This window comes from Candidatus Melainabacteria bacterium, assembly GCA_003963305.1.
Lineage (GTDB): Bacteria > Cyanobacteriota > Vampirovibrionia > Obscuribacterales > Obscuribacteraceae > PALSA-1081.
In genome coordinates, this window is the sequence record RXJR01000001.1 from 189,824 (window position 1) to 208,343 (window position 18,520).

The 18,520-nt window shown below is 52.1% G+C and carries 9 protein-coding genes and 4 pseudogenes; 4 read left to right on the forward strand and 9 right to left on the reverse strand.

Features of this window, described 5'->3' with window-relative positions; translation table 11 throughout:
* Nucleotides 1-103 precede the first annotated feature (103 nt).
* Complete coding sequence (locus EKK48_00805; GenBank protein RTL45916.1) at nucleotides 104-625, reverse strand: type II secretion system protein; 522 nt, start codon at nucleotides 623-625, stop codon at nucleotides 104-106.
* A gap of 268 nt (nucleotides 626-893) precedes the next feature.
* Between EKK48_00805 and EKK48_00810 the strand changes: the two are divergent.
* Nucleotides 894-1,568, forward strand: a pseudogene (locus EKK48_00810) (DEAD/DEAH box helicase).
* Nucleotides 1,569-1,751: 183 nt separating this feature from the next.
* Nucleotides 1,752-4,547, forward strand: a pseudogene (locus EKK48_00815) (DEAD/DEAH box helicase).
* 992 nt (nucleotides 4,548-5,539) lie between these two features.
* Here EKK48_00815 and EKK48_00820 read toward each other — a convergent pair.
* Together EKK48_00820 and EKK48_00825 are read right to left on the reverse strand one after the other, a co-directional pair.
* Entirely contained in the window at nucleotides 5,540-5,773 is a 234-nt protein-coding gene (locus tag EKK48_00820; protein RTL45917.1) for a hypothetical protein, read from the reverse strand.
* Between the two features lie 222 nt (nucleotides 5,774-5,995).
* A complete protein-coding gene (locus EKK48_00825) occupies nucleotides 5,996-7,207 on the reverse strand; it encodes a LytR family transcriptional regulator (protein ID RTL45918.1) in 1,212 nt (403 codons plus the stop codon).
* Nucleotides 7,208-7,295: 88 nt separating this feature from the next.
* On the opposite strand from EKK48_00825, the gene EKK48_00830 reads away from it, so the two are divergent.
* Nucleotides 7,296-8,381, forward strand: a complete 1,086-nt coding sequence (locus EKK48_00830; GenBank protein ID RTL45919.1) for a lipopolysaccharide heptosyltransferase family protein — start codon at nucleotides 7,296-7,298, stop codon at nucleotides 8,379-8,381.
* On the opposite strand, the gene EKK48_00835 is transcribed toward EKK48_00830, so the two are convergent.
* The 5 genes from EKK48_00835 to EKK48_00855 form a co-directional block, all read right to left on the reverse strand.
* Nucleotides 8,254-9,381, reverse strand: a complete 1,128-nt coding sequence (locus tag EKK48_00835; GenBank protein RTL45920.1) for an HD domain-containing protein — start codon at nucleotides 9,379-9,381, stop codon at nucleotides 8,254-8,256. The genes EKK48_00830 and EKK48_00835 overlap by 128 nt on opposite strands.
* A gap of 43 nt (nucleotides 9,382-9,424) precedes the next feature.
* A complete protein-coding gene (locus EKK48_00840) occupies nucleotides 9,425-11,557 on the reverse strand; it encodes a GAF domain-containing protein (protein RTL45921.1) in 2,133 nt (710 codons plus the stop codon).
* Nucleotides 11,558-11,559: 2 nt separating this feature from the next.
* On the reverse strand, nucleotides 11,560-13,410 hold the full coding sequence (locus EKK48_00845; GenBank protein ID RTL45922.1) for a tetratricopeptide repeat protein: 1,851 nt from the start codon (nucleotides 13,408-13,410) through the stop codon (nucleotides 11,560-11,562).
* A gap of 248 nt (nucleotides 13,411-13,658) precedes the next feature.
* Nucleotides 13,659-14,801 carry a phospho-N-acetylmuramoyl-pentapeptide-transferase gene (gene mraY, locus EKK48_00850; protein RTL45923.1) on the reverse strand — a complete coding sequence of 381 codons (1,143 nt, stop codon included), beginning with the start codon at nucleotides 14,799-14,801 and terminating at the stop codon, nucleotides 13,659-13,661.
* A 46-nt stretch (nucleotides 14,802-14,847) separates the two neighbouring features.
* Nucleotides 14,848-15,363 (reverse strand): DNA recombination-mediator protein A, encoded by a 516-nt coding sequence (locus EKK48_00855; GenBank protein RTL45924.1) that lies wholly within the window; start codon nucleotides 15,361-15,363, stop codon nucleotides 14,848-14,850.
* 1,151 nt (nucleotides 15,364-16,514) lie between these two features.
* Here EKK48_00855 and EKK48_00860 point away from each other — a divergent pair.
* Nucleotides 16,515-17,636, forward strand: a pseudogene (locus tag EKK48_00860) (AAA family ATPase).
* Nucleotides 17,637-17,980: 344 nt separating this feature from the next.
* On the opposite strand, the pseudogene EKK48_00865 reads toward EKK48_00860, so the two are convergent.
* Nucleotides 17,981-18,082: pseudogene (locus tag EKK48_00865) on the reverse strand (DUF2497 domain-containing protein).
* Nucleotides 18,083-18,520 lie beyond the last annotated feature (438 nt).

Below are 18,520 nucleotides of genomic sequence, written 5' to 3' on the forward strand. Positions count from 1 at the left end.
AACACAAGAACACAAAAAGGCAAAGAAAAACCGCCTTCATTTCAAAAGCGCTCGCTTAGAGGAGTTGAAATGCAAGGCGGTAATTTATACATACCGAACAAGATTATTGGTTCGACAAAACCAGAGTTGTATTTGCGGAGGTTCCGCCAAGCGCTGCACCCGATTTACCACAACCAAGAATGGCATATGTAGTAGGAGGCGACGCACTCTCATAGACGACTTGTCCCTGACTTCCAAGTCCGGCCGGAGGAGCTGCAGCACGCAATGACTGAACAGTTCCGCTGAGGGAAGATGCTTTCGGCCACTCAGCGGCGTTGGTGAATGGATTTACAGGTCCTGCAGTGGCGGCTGTAGCACCGTCGCTCTTACCACCTGGGAAGTAGCTCTCATAGGCAGCGTCCACAGCGGTCGGGTATGTGCCACCGTTATCAGTGGCGAAAGCCTCAGCAGCGATTTGCGCAGTACGCATATTCGCTTTTACTGACGCTTCACGAGCTTTGTCTTGCGCGCCAATGAAGTTCGGTAGCGCAATCGCAGCCAAGATGCCGATGATGATTACTACAACCAGCAACTCGATAAGGGTAAAACCCTTCGCGTTGCGCACCAACTTTTTACTAACTCGCATGTCTATCCCTCTCAGTTCAGTCCCCAGAATGATTGTAGCCCTTTGTTCGGCCCTGTTGCCGTAGATTAAACCCGAAGTGGTTCCGGGTCCTCAGATTTGGGTCAGGCAGCGAACCAGCCTTAAGTATACCTAAGGATGCCCAACCTCGTTTTGAAAATAACGCCCATTCGAATATCTATAAAAAGTCTCGAGAAGTCACCCTATAGAGTGATTCAGCACCTCGGACTCAATCACCCAAAAGATTCAAAAGCGCATTACAATGTCAATTATGGAGAAAGCAACGGTGGAAACAGGGGCGCTTGCATGGGCGCATCCGCTGGTTCGAGACTGGTTTGTGGACAAATTCGGGTCCGCAACCGAGCCTCAAGAGCAGGGCTGGCCGCACATTTTAGCCGGCCGGACCACTCTCATTTCAGCGCCCACAGGTTCCGGTAAGACCCTGGCAGCCTTCCTTGCCTGTATAGACCGCCTTGTTCGCCTGGCAGTGACAGATAATCTGGGCGACAAGACGTCCGTAGTCTATGTGTCACCACTCAAGGCGCTCAGCAACGACATACAAAAGAATCTGGATGCGCCGCTAGCGGAAATCAAAGAACTGGCCGAGTTGCGCGGCATAACCATGGCTGAGATTCGCACAGCCGTTCGCACCGGCGACACGCTTATGAAAGAGCGCCAGTCGATGTTGAAGAAACACCCGCACATTCTGGTGACAACGCCCGAATCATTATTTATATTGCTGACGGCGGAAAAAAGCAGAGAGCTGCTGGCAAATGTTGAGACGGTTATCGTCGACGAAATCCACGCTGTAGCAGATGACAAACGGGGTTCGCATCTCGCGCTGTCGCTCGAACGACTGGACAAAGTGACTAATAAAAAGCCGAATCGTATTGGTTTATCAGCCACACAAAATCCAATTGAGCTGGTCGCACAATTTTTGACGGGCACATGCGGCCTAAGCAGGGACGGTGAGAGTACAGACAGCCCGGGCGCGATAACGGGTCTGGGCATACACGAGCCGAGCGTGGACGGTCCGGGCACAAATGGTCCGGGCACGAAAGGTCCGGGCAAGTCCGATTCAAAAAACATTTCAGCGCCGGTAGTAGTCAATGTCGGTCATCGCCGAAAAATGGACATTGCCATCGAGCTTCCCACCCAACCTCTGCAGCCGGTCGCATCACAAGAGCTATCAGCGGAGAATTTCGACCGCATCGCTGAGCTTGTGAACACTCATCGCTCTACACTCGTATTCGTCAACACGCGCAAGCAAGCTGAGCGGGTAGCTATGCACCTGGCGGCGCGAGTTGGGGAAGATGAAGTTGCCTGCCATCACGGCAGTCTGTCGAGACAGATCAGGCTAGCAGCAGAAACACGTTTGAAGAATGGCGAAATTAAGGTGCTCGTCGCTACGGCATCACTCGAATTAGGTATCGACGTCGGGTTTGTCGATCTCGTCTGCCAGGTGAACGGTGTCAAAACAATCGCTACAGCCTTGCAGCGAATTGGTCGAGCTGGTCACTGGCGCGGGGCCATTCCAAAGGGGCGCCTGTTTCCATATACAAGAGATGAGCTGGTCGAAAGTGCGGCGCTCGTAAGAGCGATCAAACATAACGATCTGGATAGGTTAGTAATTCCTGAAAACAGCATCGACATTCTGGCTCAGCAGATAGTGGCGATGGCTGCCGTTGAAGACTTGCACGAAGACCAGCTCTTCGATGATGTCAGAAAAGCGTATCCATATAGAAATTTGAGTCGCGAAAAATTCGATCAGGTCATTCAGATGCTGTCAGACGGAATATCGGCTCGGCGCGGTCGATATGGTGCTTATCTGATGCGGGACCAGGTCAACGGCAAGTTGAGCGCCAGGCGCGGTGCCCGACTGGCAGCGATCACCAGCGGCGGTGCCATTCCAGAAAGCGCGCTTTATGGAGTAGTAGCGGAACCAGACGGTGTTTCGGTTGGCACGCTGGATGAACACTTCGCCATCGACAGCCATCGCGGCGATGTAATTCTACTCGGCAGTACATCCTGGCGAATTCGTCGCATCGACAACGTAGCAGGCAAAGTTTACGTCGAGGACGCACATGGCGCCGCGCCGTCGGTGCCTTTCTGGTTCGGTGAGGCACCAGCACGATCTGATGAACTTTCACACCACGTCTCTGAACTTCGTCGAAAAATTGATGAGATGACAAAAGATGTTCCTGTAGATTTCGGAGTGCATACGAAAAAAACAGCGCAGATCCTTCAAACCATAGAATGGATCAAGGAAGAATGCGGCGTAAATGACTCAGGCGCCGAACAGCTAATTGAATACATCGTCCAGGGTCGTGCCATTCTCGGCGCGGTACCAACCACCAAACAGATCGTCGCCGAGCGATTTTTCGACGAAGGCGGTGGAATGCAGCTGATCCTGCATGCTCCTTTCGGTGGTCGCATCAACAGAGCCTGGGGGCTGGCATTACGGAAAAAATTCTGCCGCAATTTCAACCTGGAGCTGCAAGCAGCTGCAACCGAAGACGGTATCAGTATCGCGCTTGCCGAGCAGCACAGTTTTCCGCTCGGCGACGTGTTCTATTACCTCTCCACTGAGAATGTAAAACACACGCTCGAGCAGGCGGCGCTGCAAGGTCCAATATTTGCTACTCGATGGAAGTGGGACGCCATGCGCTCTCTGGCTCTATTGCGCTTTATGGGCGGCAAGAAGGTGCCACCTTATCTGCAACGCTTGCGTTCTGACGATCTGCTCTCGGCAGTGTTTCCCGGCGCTGCCGCCTGCCGGGACAACACTCCCGGCGATGTCGAGATACCCAATCATCCGCTTATCGAAGAAGTAATGAAGGATGTTCTGACGGAAGCCATGGATCTGGAAGGGCTTGAAAATATTCTCAAAAATATTCGCAGCGGCGAAATAAAGTGTGTAGCAGTAGACACTCCAACACCTTCCCAATTTGCTGCTGAAATCATCAATGCCAATGTCTATGCCTATCTCGATGATGCAGGCGTAGAAGAAAGACGCACTCGGGCAGTCGAGATGAGAAGGGTTCTGCCAAACTCGGTGCTTGGAGAACTGGGCAAACTCGATCCAAATGCCATCACCAAAGTCGTTGAACAAGCCTGGCCGGACGTTCGCAACGCAGACGAATTGCACGACTTGCTCAAATCAGTGATTGCCATTCCAGAGACGAACAGCAGATTACCTGCGCAGCCTCAAAGGGAATGGCAGCAATATTTCGAATCGCTCAAAGCAACAAAACGCGCTACCAGGCTCATTATCGGAGCGGCTCATCTGTGGGTATGCACGGAGCGATTGCAAACAGCCAGAATGATCTGGCCTGATGCAAAAATTGAAACCGAAGTAACAGCCATAGGAGAAGCTCCGGCCGACAGATCCATAGCAGTATCATCGGCGGTGCGAGGCTGGATGCAGGTGATTGGTCCGGTAATGGTTGATGACATAGCGGAGCTGCTCGTTCTATCAAAGCGTGATGTAGAGATTGCCTTCATTCAGCTCGAATCTGAAGGGGGTATTCTCAGAGGGCAGTTTAGCGACCGGGTTCAGCTTTCCAATGTAGTGCAGGGTCTCGCGTCGCTCGAAATCTCCGCCTACGAATGGTGCGAGCGTCGACTGCTGGCAAAAATTCACAAATTGACAATCAGCGGCTTGCGTCAAAAAGTCGAGCCGGTGACCGCTGGCGCCTATGTTCGCTGGCTTGCGGCATGGCAGCATCTAGCACCGGGCACGCAGTTGGCCGGCGAACGAGGATTACTCGAAGTTTTACGCCAGTTGCAAGGTTTCGAAATTCCAGCTAACGCCTGGGAGAAAGACGTGCTAGCCAGGCGAGTACGCAACTACAGCTCGGACATGCTCGACAAACTGTGCATGAAAGGTGCTGTTGGCTGGGGGCGCCTCAGTATGCATCCGGCACTGGCGGCAACCGAAGAACCTGCTCCTGCGCCTCTCGATGCACGAAAGACGGCATCTGGCAAAGCACAGCCGATTCCGATTTCTGTGGGCGCAGAGCGGAAAAGTGCCCGAACAAAATTCCACAAAACGCTCTCCGGCGACGACAACCAGGGTGTCGGAGAAGTTCTCACTCTCACGCCCGGAGCGATAAAACGCATCATTCCAACGAGCGTTGCGCCCATTACATTCTTTGTCCGAGATGATGCCGACTGGATGCAGACCCTGCCGAAATCAGCCATCAATGCCGATCTTTCAGGTCTGAGCTCGGCCGCGCAGGCAGTGCATCAATTCTTGCAGCAACGCGGCGCCAGCTTCTTCGCCGATATCGTGCGCGGCACCGGACTGCTCAAAGCGCAAGTCGAAACTGGATTATGGGAACTGGTTACAGGCGGACTGGTGACAGCAGACGGCTTCGACAATCTGCGCTCACTAATTGATCCCAAACGCCGCAGCGGACCACGAGCCAAGCGCTTCCGCGATAACTACGGGCGTTGGACACTTTTGCACACCGATTACAACATCGAAAAAGCAAAGGGACTCGAGGCAATGTGCAAAGTTTTGCTGGCACGTTACGGAGTAGTTTTCCGAGATGTCTGCCGACGCGAAACGAACCTTCCTCCCTGGCGCGAGTTGCTGTCAGTATTTCGTCATATGGAAGATCGCGGCGAGGTCCGCGGCGGGCGATTTGTAAATGGCTTCATCGGTGAACAGTTTGCATTACCTGAGGCGGCCGATTCATTGCGCGCATCAAAGAACAAGCAACCATCAGACGAGACCATCTCAGCATGCGCAGCCGATCCATTAAACATGATCGGAATAATTTTGCCGGGTGACAAAGTAAGTGGAGCTTCTAAGAAGAACATCGAAATATCTTGCTGAGATACTCGAAACAAAAACGTGCCGCTCGCTTTGAGCAGCACGTTTGAAACTTTTCGAAGAAAGGCAGTTAGTGCTTAGACTGTAGCCAATTCGCGTTCGGCAGCTTTGTGACGGTCATGAGCGGCACGACGAGGGCGATTCAAATGGTCCATGAAACGACGGTGTGCCAGGGTGTCGATCTGATTTTGTGATGTCTTATCTGGAACAGACAAAACAAATTCGTCTGGCTTTTGTGTTTTTGGTTTGTGGGCAAACTTGCCTACTAGATAGAGGTAACCACCGCGAGTTGCATAGACGTAATGGATCATGTTGCCTGCCTTTCTGACTAACTGCCGGGATTTGATGTAGTCAGCTTCATAATAGCGTGAACGCAGAAAAGTTGCTGGGTCACAGCTGCGAACCGCACATACTGTACACCATGTCATGGTATGTGCGAAGTGCTATTTCAAGAGGAATAATAACAATGTCTAAAGCTTTGCCTTCGTATTGCAAAGACCAGCTTTTCATGCGGTTCTTCACCAGGCAGCTATTTATTTAGTTTCGCTCAGAATCGGCACGAGATCCTCGCCGACAAGCACGGTGACAGCACTTTGTATATCTCCCACCGAGGCATTAACAATCTCTCCCTGAACGCCAAGGTCCATCATGACTTGCTCGGCATCATCCGGATTTCCCTTCTGTGCAATCACTCTCGTCCTCTGAAACGGTCCGATTTTGCTGGCTGATTGCTTGACGGTGACGATGTAACCCTTTCGTTGCAAAATCTTTGCAACCTTGAATGCCTCACCAGGCGTGGAACTCGCGTTCTGAATAGTGATATGTATTTCGTTACGCAATGACGTTACAAAACTAGACCCCATCAAACGGCTGACGATATTTCGTACCTCTGAGCTGCTGGAACTCCAGCCGTTGCCGGCGAAGTCGCCCGGCAGAAGCATCATCTGCTGATTTTTCTTGGGTACGGCGCGGGCAAAAGTAGCCATTGAAATCATCTCGCTGCTTGTCATATCTGTAGACATGTATTGAGAGGCAATCTCCATAAGCTTCGGAAGATGGCTCCACGACTCAGGTTGAATTGCTTTTGCCAGCACTGCGCGTATAAAGATTTGTTGCCGCTGCACTCGCCCGATGTCTCCCAGCGCATCATGGCGGAAGCGCACGAATCCCATCGCCTGGTTCCCGGTGAGCGTGTGTGGTCCCGGTTCGAGGTCGATCTTGAGCTTGGCGGTCCAATCCATATATTTCATTTTCTGGGGAACATCGACTGTGATTCCGCCCAGTTCATTGACCAGATCGACCAGCCCGTGCACATTCAGGACCACGTAATGGTCGATTGGAATCTGCAAGAAGTTGCTCACAGTGCGAACCGCCAGGTTTGGACCGCCAATGGCGTTGGCAGCATTGATCTTCTGGGTGCCGTTATCAGGTATCGGCACTTCAGTGTCGCGGGGAATCGAGAGAATACTGAGCGTGTCGCGGACAGGGTCGAGGCGGCAGACCATGATCGTATCCGAACGACCAGTGAAGGCATTTTGATCGATTTTCTTGTTGCTATGACGCCCGAGATCGGTATAGACGACGTCAGTGCCGAGCAAAAGAACCGTAGTCGGCTGCGTCAAACTGCCGACGCGCAGCGCAGATGGTATCAATGTCGGCTTGAAATAAAGCGTCAGAATGTAGCCGATGATGACACCTACAACGGCACAGACGATCAAAACAAAAGTCCAATTTGTCGGTCGCAAAACAGAATTCCTAAGGGCGCTCTGAGCTATTATAGGTCCTGAAAATGATCGTTGCCCAAATCAAGTGCCACAGCCAGAGTCGAGTGAGATGATTCCAAGGTTACATAAGACAAACAAAATACTTGCCATCAATTTTGGAGGCATCGGCGATGAAGTCTTGTTTTTGCCGACGCTGAAGACACTGCGCCAGGCATATCCAAAGGCGCACATCACGCTGCTGCTGGAACCGCGCTCACGCTCAATCGAACAAATCACCGATCTGATCGATGCCACCATTACCTTCGACATCAAAAAACGTCCTCTCTATCTGGCCGATATAGTCGAACTGGTAAGACTGCTGCAAGACGGAGAGTACGAGCTGATTTTATCGTCGGGAAGTTCAAAGATGGTTTCTATCTTGCTCTTTCTGGGCGGCGCAAACTGGCGCATCGGCTATGACTCGGGTCCACTCTCGCGAATGCTTTTGACGCATCCGGTCAAACTAAACCGAGAGCAATACGCATCAGATATGTATCACGACCTCGCCGTCGGGCTGGATCCCTCCGCCGCTAGAAACGGCACAGGCACTATTCCTGAGATACATATTCCGCAAGAGAGCCTGGCGCGCATGGAAGAATTCCTGCGCACTAGCGATACCAAATCCGGTGCCAGAAAAATTCTCTTGCACCCAGGTACCAGCCGTCTTGCTGTCGAAAAAGGAATAATCAAAACCTGGGAAATCAACGACTGGATTGAGTTCATTAAAAAGCTTGACCGTGACCCTGATTGCCAGCCGATTCTCGCTGGCGGTCCAGACGACACTGAGATCATCAAAGAAATTCAGGCAGGCTTGCCGTCAAACACGCGTCTTATCTCTTCAGCCGGCAAGACCAAGAGCCTGGCTGACTTGGCGGCATTGACAAAGCTTTCCGACGTGCTCGTCTGCGTCGATTCCGCCCCTATGCACATCGCCGTGGGCGCAAGAAAGCCTGTCGTCGCGATGTTCGGACCAACAGACGAAGCAAAGCTCCTGCCCAAACACCCGCATTTTGTCGCTTTGCGGGCCGCTACTGCTTCCCAGCCGACTCTAGCCGTTCGCGGCGTTCAGCTTCCGCCAGATACTGTGTACCAGTCTGTGCGGTGCTTATTGACGGAATTGAAAGACCAAGAAAGCTCTCTGGCACTTCACCATTAACGAGCAGCTCGCCTTCCTCTCCAATAACTGAGATGAGAGCGTTGACCATTTTAGGGTCAAACTGCGTGCCTGACTTTTCGCGCAGCTCTTTCAGCGCCCGATGATGCCCGATTGCCTTGCGATAAGGGCGATCTGTGGTCATCGCGTCATACGCGTCGGCAACGAGAATGATGCGAGCGCCGAGCGGAATTTCGTCCCCCTTCAGCCCATCAGGGTAGCCGGAGCCATCCAGGAATTCGTGGTGATGCAAAACATATTCCCGAGCCCGCACCAGGCAGCTCAGCTCACCAATGATTTGAGCGCTCTTAATGGGGTGCTCGGACATGATTTTATGTTCTTCTTCAGTCAATTTGGCGGGCTTCCAGAGAATCGACTCGGGCACGCCGATTTTGCCGATGTCGTGCAGAACGCCGGCCAGCTCGACATCTTTCAAAGTTTCAGTGGGCAGTCCCAGGGCTCGACCGATCAGCACAGCGAACCGGCTGACGCGCAGACTGTGACCGGAAGTGTAATCGCACTTGGCGTCGAGAGCATCGGCCAGGGCGCGAATGGCGCCGGTGGAAAGCTCTTCCAACTGCATGAAGGCTTCTTTCAGCTCAGCGATCAGTCTGATGTTGTTTTCCTTCAGCTCATAAGTCTCAAGCGCCCGCTTGACTGTCAGCCTTAGCTCATCAGCATCCCACGGTTTGGGAATGTACTTGTAGACGTGACCGGCGTTGATGGCGTCAATGAGCGCCTGCACGTCGGTGTAGCCGGTGATCAAAATTTTGATTGCGTCAGGGCGAATCTCAATAGACTTCTCCAGAAGCTGGACGCCCGTCATGACCGGCATGCGCTGGTCGGTGATAATCAAACTGATGTCATGCTCGTTCAAGACCTTGATGGCTTCCTCGCCACCCATGCACATGAACGCTTCATGCTCGTCGCCCAGTACGCGGTTAAGTAACCTGACATTGGCTATTTCGTCATCAACGAGCAGAATTTTGTGTCGCCGTGCCATCCAGTGCTCTCCGTGAGGCGTTTGCCAACCGAACCCGATTTACTTAGTCTGGGTCATAAGCCGATTCTTGTACAGACCTGACGAGATCGGAAGCGCGGGCATAAATGGGAATTTCCACCCTGAAGGTTGTGCCTTCATCCGGCGATGATTCGCAATAGATCTGCCCGCCATGCCGCTCCATAATGGAATGGCAGATCGACAAACCCAACCCCGTGCCCTGACCAACCGGTTTGGTCGTAAAGAAAGGTTCGAAGATTTTACTCTGAACTTCGGGTTTAATACCAGGCCCATTGTCAGAAATTGAGGCTACAACTTTATTGTTCTCCACCTCAGTCCGAATCTTCACCAGCGGCTCCGAGACCGAACCCAGGGCCTGCGCGGCGTTCGAGAGCAAGTTCATCCAGACTTGATTGAGCTGCCCGGGATAACAAAGTATGGGCGGAATGTTTGCAAAGTCAGTTTCAACCGGTATCTTGTCACGCCCGTAAAACTCCGACAAAATTTTCAATGTAGACTCGATGCCTTCCTGGATGGAAGCTTCTTTCAACTCAGCTTCGTCGAGACGGCTGAAACTGCGCAGATTTCGGATGATGTGCCTGATGCGATCGGCTCCATCATTGAGATCAGCGAGAATGTTGTCGAGGTCGGTGACGAGAAAGTCGTATTTGAGGGTCCTTTTCAATCCGTCAAACTCTGCTTTCTGCTCGCTCTCGATTTTGTCTACGATGCTGATAATTTTCTTGAGATCGTCGAAATACTCACGCAGATAGGGCAGATTGCCGTGCACAAAGTTGATGGGATTGTTCAACTCGTGCGCTATGCCGGCGACCAGTCGACCCAGGGAAGCCATCTTCTCTTGATGGATGAGCTGTGACTGAACGGTTCGCAGTTCGGAGTTTTTGGCATCGAGGTTGAGGTTTTTCTGCAAAAGATCTTTGTTCTTTCTCGAAAGCTGGTCCACCAGCTCCGCGTGCTCGATGGCAACCACTACCTGCCCGGCTACAGATTTGATCAAATCCAGCTCAGAGGCACTCCACTGCCGCTTGCTGTCGCGGTCACCGATCAGCAGAACACCCTTTGACTCGTCCGCATACATCATCGGCTGAATGACAAGATGGGAGAAATTGAGCTTCTCGACTTCTTCCTTGATCGGCTTGAATGTCTCATTCTCAGCCGGATTATCGAACACGAAGACTTTGAGCAGATTGTTTGTGACAGGGTCGCGCTCGTAAGTCGATTTGTGTTCGAGAACAAATGCACAAACGACGGAATTGAAGATACCGCGCGCCTCTCCGGTATCCGACTTCAAAGATGAGCTGATCGATTCGCACACCACTGGTGGTTCATCAGGGTATGAGCTGTGACAGACGATGGCGCAACTGCTTACCTGAAGAGCGCGTCCCAGCTCATCTACAGCGGTTTCAAAGATCTGATTGAGATCGAGGGTGCTCCGCAGCGCTGAATTAATCGAGTTGATGAGAATTTCGCGAGCAGCCTGACCCTTCACCTCGGCGACCAGTGCTTCGTTGGCCTTGAGCTGCTCTCTCAGCCTGTTTGCACCTTGCTCAGCCAATCCCGACATATACTCGCAAAAACGCCCCCAGATGAAGGCAACACTGACCAGCAACGTACTGCGACCGAGAATGCGGCGCCAGAGTTGCTGCGAATAAGCTGCTGCCAGACCGCTCGTTTTGTCAGGCTCGAGCAAGTAGGGCAAGAGACTGGCGTTTTCGGCAAGCAGCAAACCAACATACGAGAAAGACACGAACATTGCGGTGCGGGTGATGCCCTCACGCCCGAAAGTGTAGCTGGAAAGCAGAATCGGCAGCAGGTACAAAACGTACAAGTCAGACTCAACACCGCGCGTGATGTGCACGAGGGCGGTCAAAGCCAGAACATCGATAGCAATCATCACCGCATTCAATACCATTAAGCGTTGATCGGTAACGGCGAACCGGGACCTGAGCGCCCCCAGAAGCGCAAGCCCGGAGATAATCAGAATGGAAACAGTTACGACGGTAACAGGCTGATAGTCAAAGTCTGAGTGAGTAAAGAGATTGATGCCAATCGAGATGATCATGCCCACTGCGGCGAAAGCAAGCCGGAAGAAAAGCAATTTCTCAGTCTTGAGGTAGAGGTCCGAAACTGGCTCTAATACAATGATCTCTTCGGACACGATTACATGTACTCCGAAGCTCGCTTGAACACTTCTGCTGCTTCACCGAAGCGACCCAGCGTCTTGAGAGCGGCGCCCCATGCCTCGTAGACGTCTGCATCGTAGGGGTCAATTTCCGACGCCTTGGCGTATTTTTCCAGCGCCAGCTCGTGCATCCCCAACAATGAAAGGCTCTTGCCCCAGGAATAGTAGAGCACAGCGTCTCCATCGAACGTCGTGGAAGCGACTCGAAACAATTCATCAGCCTCGACGAATCGCCCCTGCGCCAGACAAATCTGCCCCATGAGCACGAGCGCAGGACCATTACCCGGGTCGACAGCCAACATCGCTTCCAGCAGACCCATTGCTTCAGGCAGTTTATTCTGAGCGCGATAAGCCCTGGCCAGACTGAGTTTCGCATCTGCATCCATAGGCACGATTTCAAGCAACTTCATGGAACGGTCCATCACTTGTTCATAGTGAGAAGCGCGCAATAAGACTTCAATCGTCTCCTTCTCGGGAAGCAGGCATTTTGGATCGCGCGAAACAGCTTCGCGATATTCAAGTAATGCGGCATCAGATCTACCTACCGCTTCCAAACTGCGAGCCAGATGCAGATGACCGAGCGCATAATCGCGATTGAGAGCAAGGCACTGCGTGAATTTATCTATAGCCTCAGGATGCTGATTATTCAGAGCGAAACAGACACCCAATCCATCCAGCGCCATGTAATTTGTCGAATTGGAATAGAGAGACTTTTCAAAAAATTCCTGCGCCGCCTGGCTATTGCCGAGAGCGAGATTGGCATAGCCAAGCCAAAAATCAAGTTCAGAGCTTTTTGCGCCTTTGTTCTGAAGTTGCTGCAAACGTTCGAGCGATTCGGAGTAGCGACCGACCATCAAATATGTGATGGCGCTGTTCAAGGCGATTTCCAGTTGATCAGGATTGATTTGCAAAGCCTTATCGAAAGCTTCGGCAGCCATCTCGAACTCCTGCAAGGAGTTGCGCACCAGCCCTAAATTCAGGTGCGCCTGCGAGAAATTCGGATCTACATCGACGGCATAAACAAGCTTCTCAGCGGCTTCATCGATGCGATTGGCGCGATATAGATTGACGCCCCAATCGTTGTAAGTGACAGCTCGCTCCTTGGCTGAGAGCACGCGAGTCGTGACGCCGACTGCTTCCTGATAGTGCCTGATTGCTTCTTCTACCTGTCCGAGCTGCACCAGCGCTGATGCCCAGTTGCGCTGCACGACGGCAAGCGAATTGTCGACGCTCCAGGCTTTGGCAAAACACTGCACGGCGTCTTCGTACTTGCCCATCGCGGCAAGGGTGACGCCCAGTCCGTTGTAAGCTTCTCCCAGGTTGGGCGCAACGTTGCACGCCTGCTGAAAATATTTGACGGCATCGACAAACTGTCCCTGGTTGAAGCACGCCACCGCAGCCTGATAATAGGCGGAAGTCATCTGCGGATTACACTTGATCGCCTGATTAAATTGTCCTAGCGCCCCGCTCAATTTGCCCATTGCAACGAGAGCCAGACCCCAGTGCATATGCCCGACAGCAAAATTCTCTTTGCGCTCACAGGCTTCGCGAAACTCAGGCATCGCCTCTTGCGGGCGATCTTCCTTGAGCAGCGTCAGCCCGAGATGATAATGAGCTTCCGGATTGTCGGCGTAAATTGACAGCGACGTCTTAAGGTGAATTTCCGCGTCCGCATATCGACCCATATTGAAGCAGAGCACTCCCAGCTCGTACTCGATCTGGGGGTCATTGGGCTGCTGCTGCGCGAAACGGTTTAGCGTCGAATAAGCCTCGTCCCACCTCTGTTGAGAGATGAGATCGTTGACTACAGTCATTACGTTGGTTGCCATTTAGTAAATGATATCGATCGCTAACACCTATTCAAGTGGGCTGCTTTCTTGAGCCACCCAGCTTTTCCATGCCCTCATCCTATATTCTTGGAATCTACATGAACATGACAATATAAGAATAGCCGAGAAATCACCCTTTCGAGCGCTAGAAGAGCAGCATGGAGCTAATTTCACCGCCAGAGTGGCGCTGCGGGCAAAGGTCGCCTTGACTGCCAATGGTTGCGACTTCAGCGCAAATACTTGCGACTTCAGCGCCAGAAGTAAAGGAAGCCCAAAACGCCCAGACACAAAATGAATTGAGCGATCCAGAACATCACTACCACTTGCCACTCGGCGACACCCTTTTCGCCAAGGACGGCTTCGAAGTGATGGTGGAGGGGTGCCATGCGAAAGATTCGTTTGCCTTCCCCGGGCAGCTTATGCGTCAGCTTGTAGATTACAAGTTGCGGAGTCGACATCGGCTTTTCAGGCGTGTATGGCTTGGTCAGCTTGTAGTATGAAACCTGTGCCATCACTGACAGTGCCTCGGCAATATAAATGAGCGAGAGCGGAACAAACCAGATCACAATGCCACCGGCGATGACGAGAGCCGCCATGATACCGCCGATGAACAAGCTGCCTGTGTCGCCCATGAACACTGCAGCCGGGTTGCGGTTCCAGAGCAGGAAGCCCATCACGGCTCCCGCCATGATGGCCGACATAACAGCAAAATTGGTTTGCCCAGTAGCGAGAAAGATAAAAACCATGGTGGCAAACACAAGTGAGCTCGTGCCCGCGGCCAGACCGTCCATGCCGTCGTGCAAGTTGACTGCGTTTGATGTTGCGGCCGTGAGGAAGGCACCAAAAATCAGATAAAAGAAGAGCCCGGCATGATGCCCCTGCACGAATACCGTCGAAGGCGCCGTAACGGTATGAGCGGGAAAGTATAGGGTGGTTCCGGTTTGGTACAACAAAAAACCCAGCCCCAGTCCAACTACCGTTTCAATGCCCAGCCTGACTTTTCCAGAGACGCCTTTGTTGGCTTTCTGCATGACTTTAGCCATATCGTCGAGAAGCCCGACAATACCGCAAACCAGACCCCAGACGAAAACCAGAGCCACATATTTATCCAGGGCTTTTTCGAAGCAGACCATCCAGATCACCATAGTGATGAAACTGGCTAAGATTATGCAAACACCACCCGATGTCGGAGTCTTGGCTTTGTGTGCGTGACTCTTCGGTCCATCTTCGCGCAAATACTGCTGAATCTGGAATTTTTTCAGCCAACCGATATATGGATACAGGAGCACAGACGATATCGCCAGCGATACCAGAGCCAACAACGGCAGGTGCGGAGATTCAGTGTATCCAGGCAAATAATTCAAAACGTGTTCTTTCGACGATAGAGAAATTAGTTTCTATCTTAGTCGAAAAAAAACGAAAAACCAGCCATCTATCCTAATCAAGATAGAAATTAGTGACTAATTTACGATGATCTTTGGCGTAGCTTACAGACTCTAACAATGTGTGGCTTGTGTGATACAGGAAGCATATAGTCTGCTGTGCACGGTCGATAATTTCGTGGTTGCAGATCTTACTTGCATCAGCCAGCGTCATTGTGCGACGTTCCGGATATTCAGTTATGTTTTTGATGCCGATCAACAGGTCTTGCACTTCACTGGGCTGCTGACCGAGCGTCTGTGGCAAAATCACTTCCAGGCGATCTGGGTTGGCGCGTTGAGCTCCACGAATCACCGCCATGTTGCAACCGTTGGCACCACCACTGGTGACGACCTGGTTGCCTGACAGCACGAGTGCATAGCTGAGCATCTCGACGAGTTGTTGGTGAGGCAAGGGCAGGTTGCGCGTTCCGATTATCGCCACTCGCCGTGGTCCGGATTGCTGAATGAGGAGCAGCTCGCTGGCTAGCTCATCAACTGTAGGAATGGTCGCGGCGGATGGTTCTAATGGCATATGTTTTTGTACCAGTCTGGATTACCGTGATAAGATCTTATTTGATAGCCCGCCCCTAGATTACCTGTATTAGCGAGTCTTAGGCTGTCTGACGTCTGTGCTGTTTACAAGTTTTAATCAACAGCTTGGCTGTTCTTGTCACACAATTATTTCGGACAGCAGGTCTCACTGAGTATATAGAATTTACGCAAGTTTCTTATTGAATTCGCGCAAAAGCAGGCTTGGGAAGGATTACCGGTCGGAATCATAGCATGATTCCGGACTGCGGCATGTCATGAGCAGTTAATCGGCGACTATCGTTAAGGGGACACATCACATATATGAGCACAGGCGTCGTGGCAAATTCGAACTCGGCCTATCCAGCGAACCAAGATCTGCTGGCAAATTTGAACCCGCAGCAGGCGGAAGCCGTGTCACTCAAGTGGGGACCGGCGCTGGTCATAGCTGGGGCAGGCAGCGGTAAGACAACCGTCCTGACGCGCCGCATCGCCTACCTGATATCAGAACTGGGTCAAGACCCCGAAACGATCCTTGCCGTCACCTTCACAAACAAGGCTGCAGGCGAGATGAAAGCCCGTGTTGAAAAGATAGTCGGTTTCGACCAGGCTCGCCGCATCACTATCGGCACTTTCCACAGCGTCTGCGCCAGAATCTTGCGCCGCGAAATTGACGAATATCAGACCGCCGAAGGTTTCAAATGGACCAACAATTTCGTCATCTACGACGAGACTGACACCGTAAATATCATCAAAGGCGTAATCAAACGCATGAACCTGGACGAAAAGGTCTTCGTTCCAAAGAGCACGCGCTACGAAATTTCTGCCTTGAAAAACGACGGCATTACGTCGTCCAAATATGCATCGTCAGCTCGCTCTTATAAAGAGCAGCGAATTTCGGAAATCTATACAGCCTACCAATCTGAACTGGCGCGCAATAACGCGATGGACTTCGACGATTTGATTTTGATCTTCACTGAGTTGATGAAAACAAATTCCAACTGCCTGGCAAGATTGCGACAACGCTTCCGCCACATCCTGGTCGACGAGTTCCAGGACACAAACAAATCGCAAGCAGATCTGGTTGAAATGATTGCGGGGCCGACGTCGCATCAGAAAATAGATGAGCACAACAACTGGGAAGAACGAACTCTCATGGTGGTTGGCGATGTTGACCAGTCGATTTATTCCTGGCGCAAAGCCGATTTCAAAATCTTGCTTGGCTTCCAGAACGACTACAAAATGGCAACGATGATCAAGCTGGAAGAGAACTACAGATCGACCAGCACAATTCTGGAAGTAGCCAACAGCATCATCGAAAACAACACGGAGCGCCTGGAAAAGGTCTTGCGCTGTAACAAGGGGCAGGGGTCAAAAGCTCAGTGCTATGAAGCGCAGGACGAAATCGATGAAGCGCACTATGTCGTAGAAGAGCTCAAACGCTTAAAAGCCCGCGGCAAAACGCTCTCGGAATGCGTCATTCTCTATCGAACCAATGCACAAAGCCGAGCCATTGAAGAAGTTCTGGTGCGCAGCCATATGCCTTACACGCTGATCGGCTCGACTCGATTCTATGAACGCACCGAAATCAAAGACATGATTGCTTACTTGAAGTTGGTCTACAACTCGAAAGACGGTCAAGCCTTGAATCGCGCCATCAACACTCCCAAGCGCGGCATCGGCAAAACCACTCTCGAGAAGGTTCAGTCGTTTGCAGAAGAGCACAACATCAGCATGTTGGAAGCTTGCGAATCGGCGCTGCAAATTCGCGACCTGTCACCGAAGGCCCAACAAGGTTTGACCGAGTTTGCCGGTCAAGTGCGCCGCTGGCAAAATGCCGCCACGGTTGGCTCAGTCTCAGAGCTGCTTCAATTGATCATCGCCGACATTCGCTATATCGAAAAATTGGAGCAGGAAGCGAAAGAATCAAAAGATGAACTGGCACTCGGACGCATCGAAAACGTACAGGAATTCGTCAACGTCGCAAAAGAATTCGAAGACATTGCCGATGAGCCTGACTTAGACTCATTCTTGACACGCATTTCGCTCGTCAGCGATCTGGACGCAGTCAAGATGGACGAAGACACAATCAAGCTGATGACGTTGCACGGCGCCAAGGGCTTGGAATTCTCAGTTGTCTTTTTAATGGGATTGGAAGAAGGTCTCTTCCCTCACATCCGTTCTCTCGACTCACCCTCCGCCATGGAAGAAGAGCGGCGACTGATGTACGTAGGCGTCACACGAGCCGCTGATTTGCTCTACATGACGCTTTCTCGCAAACGCATGCTGATGCAACGAGGAGCAGGCGCAAGCTTTAGCTCGTCATACACCATTCCAAGCCGTTTTCTGAAGGAAATCACGCCTGGTCTCGTGCAAGGATTCTATCCAACGCCGGCCTCAGATCCATCTGATTATTCGAGGGAAGGCGAGTTCGGAAGAAGCGGCAATTACAACACCGGGCGTGGTGGCTTCGGCAATCGCGGCGGCGGTGGCTATCAGGATGACTACAGTGATAGCGGTAACCAGGAATCGCGCGGCGGCTATCGTGGACGCGACAACTCGTATGACGGCGGCGGCTCCAAATATGGTGACAACTCCGGCTATGGACGCGGCGGTGGTGGTTACGGCGGTGGCGGAGGCGGATATGGCGCTGGCGGCGGCAACCGCGGCGGAAGCAACTCTGGATATGGAAATCGCGGAGGCGGAGGCTACGGCGGTGGCGGTGGTTACGGCGGCGGCGGCAACTCCGGCTATGGAAACCGAGGCGGTGGATATGCAAACCGCAACGGCGCCCCCAGCTCTGGTTACGGACAGACGCAGGGCAGCAACAGTCCGGCACACTCAAAATACACTCCCAACCAGAACAGGCAACCTAATGGCGAGCGGCCACGAGTTCTACGTCCGGGCGAAACTCAAAATGATCCGCGCTACGCCTCAAGCAACCCTCGTGAGAACGATGCGATGAGACCGGCTGGTCCCGCCGAAACTTTCGAAAAATTGTCGATCGGCGATTCAGTACAACACGTCAAATTCGGCACAGGCAAAGTAGTGCAAATCATCGGAGACAAAGGAAAAGAACTCTACAACGTAGAGTTCGAGGGAGGCGCCGGAAAGCGTCTGCTTGATCCTAAGTTTGCGAAATTGATCAAACTCTAAAACGG

Bases quoted from the DNA above. Each gene is read 5' to 3' on its own strand.
- EKK48_00820 (RTL45917.1), bottom strand. From the start codon at position 5,773: ATGATCCATTACGTCTATGCAACTCGCGGTGGTTACCTCTATCTAGTA.
- EKK48_00830 (RTL45919.1), top strand. From the start codon at position 7,296: ATGATTCCAAGGTTACATAAGACAAACAAAATACTTGCCATCAATTTT.
- EKK48_00805 (RTL45916.1), bottom strand. From the start codon at position 625: ATGCGAGTTAGTAAAAAGTTGGTGCGCAACGCGAAGGGTTTTACCCTT.
- EKK48_00855 (RTL45924.1), bottom strand. From the start codon at position 15,363: ATGCCATTAGAACCATCCGCCGCGACCATTCCTACAGTTGATGAGCTA.
- EKK48_00845 (RTL45922.1), bottom strand. From the start codon at position 13,410: ATGGCAACCAACGTAATGACTGTAGTCAACGATCTCATCTCTCAACAG.
- EKK48_00835 (RTL45920.1), bottom strand. From the start codon at position 9,381: ATGGCACGGCGACACAAAATTCTGCTCGTTGATGACGAAATAGCCAAT.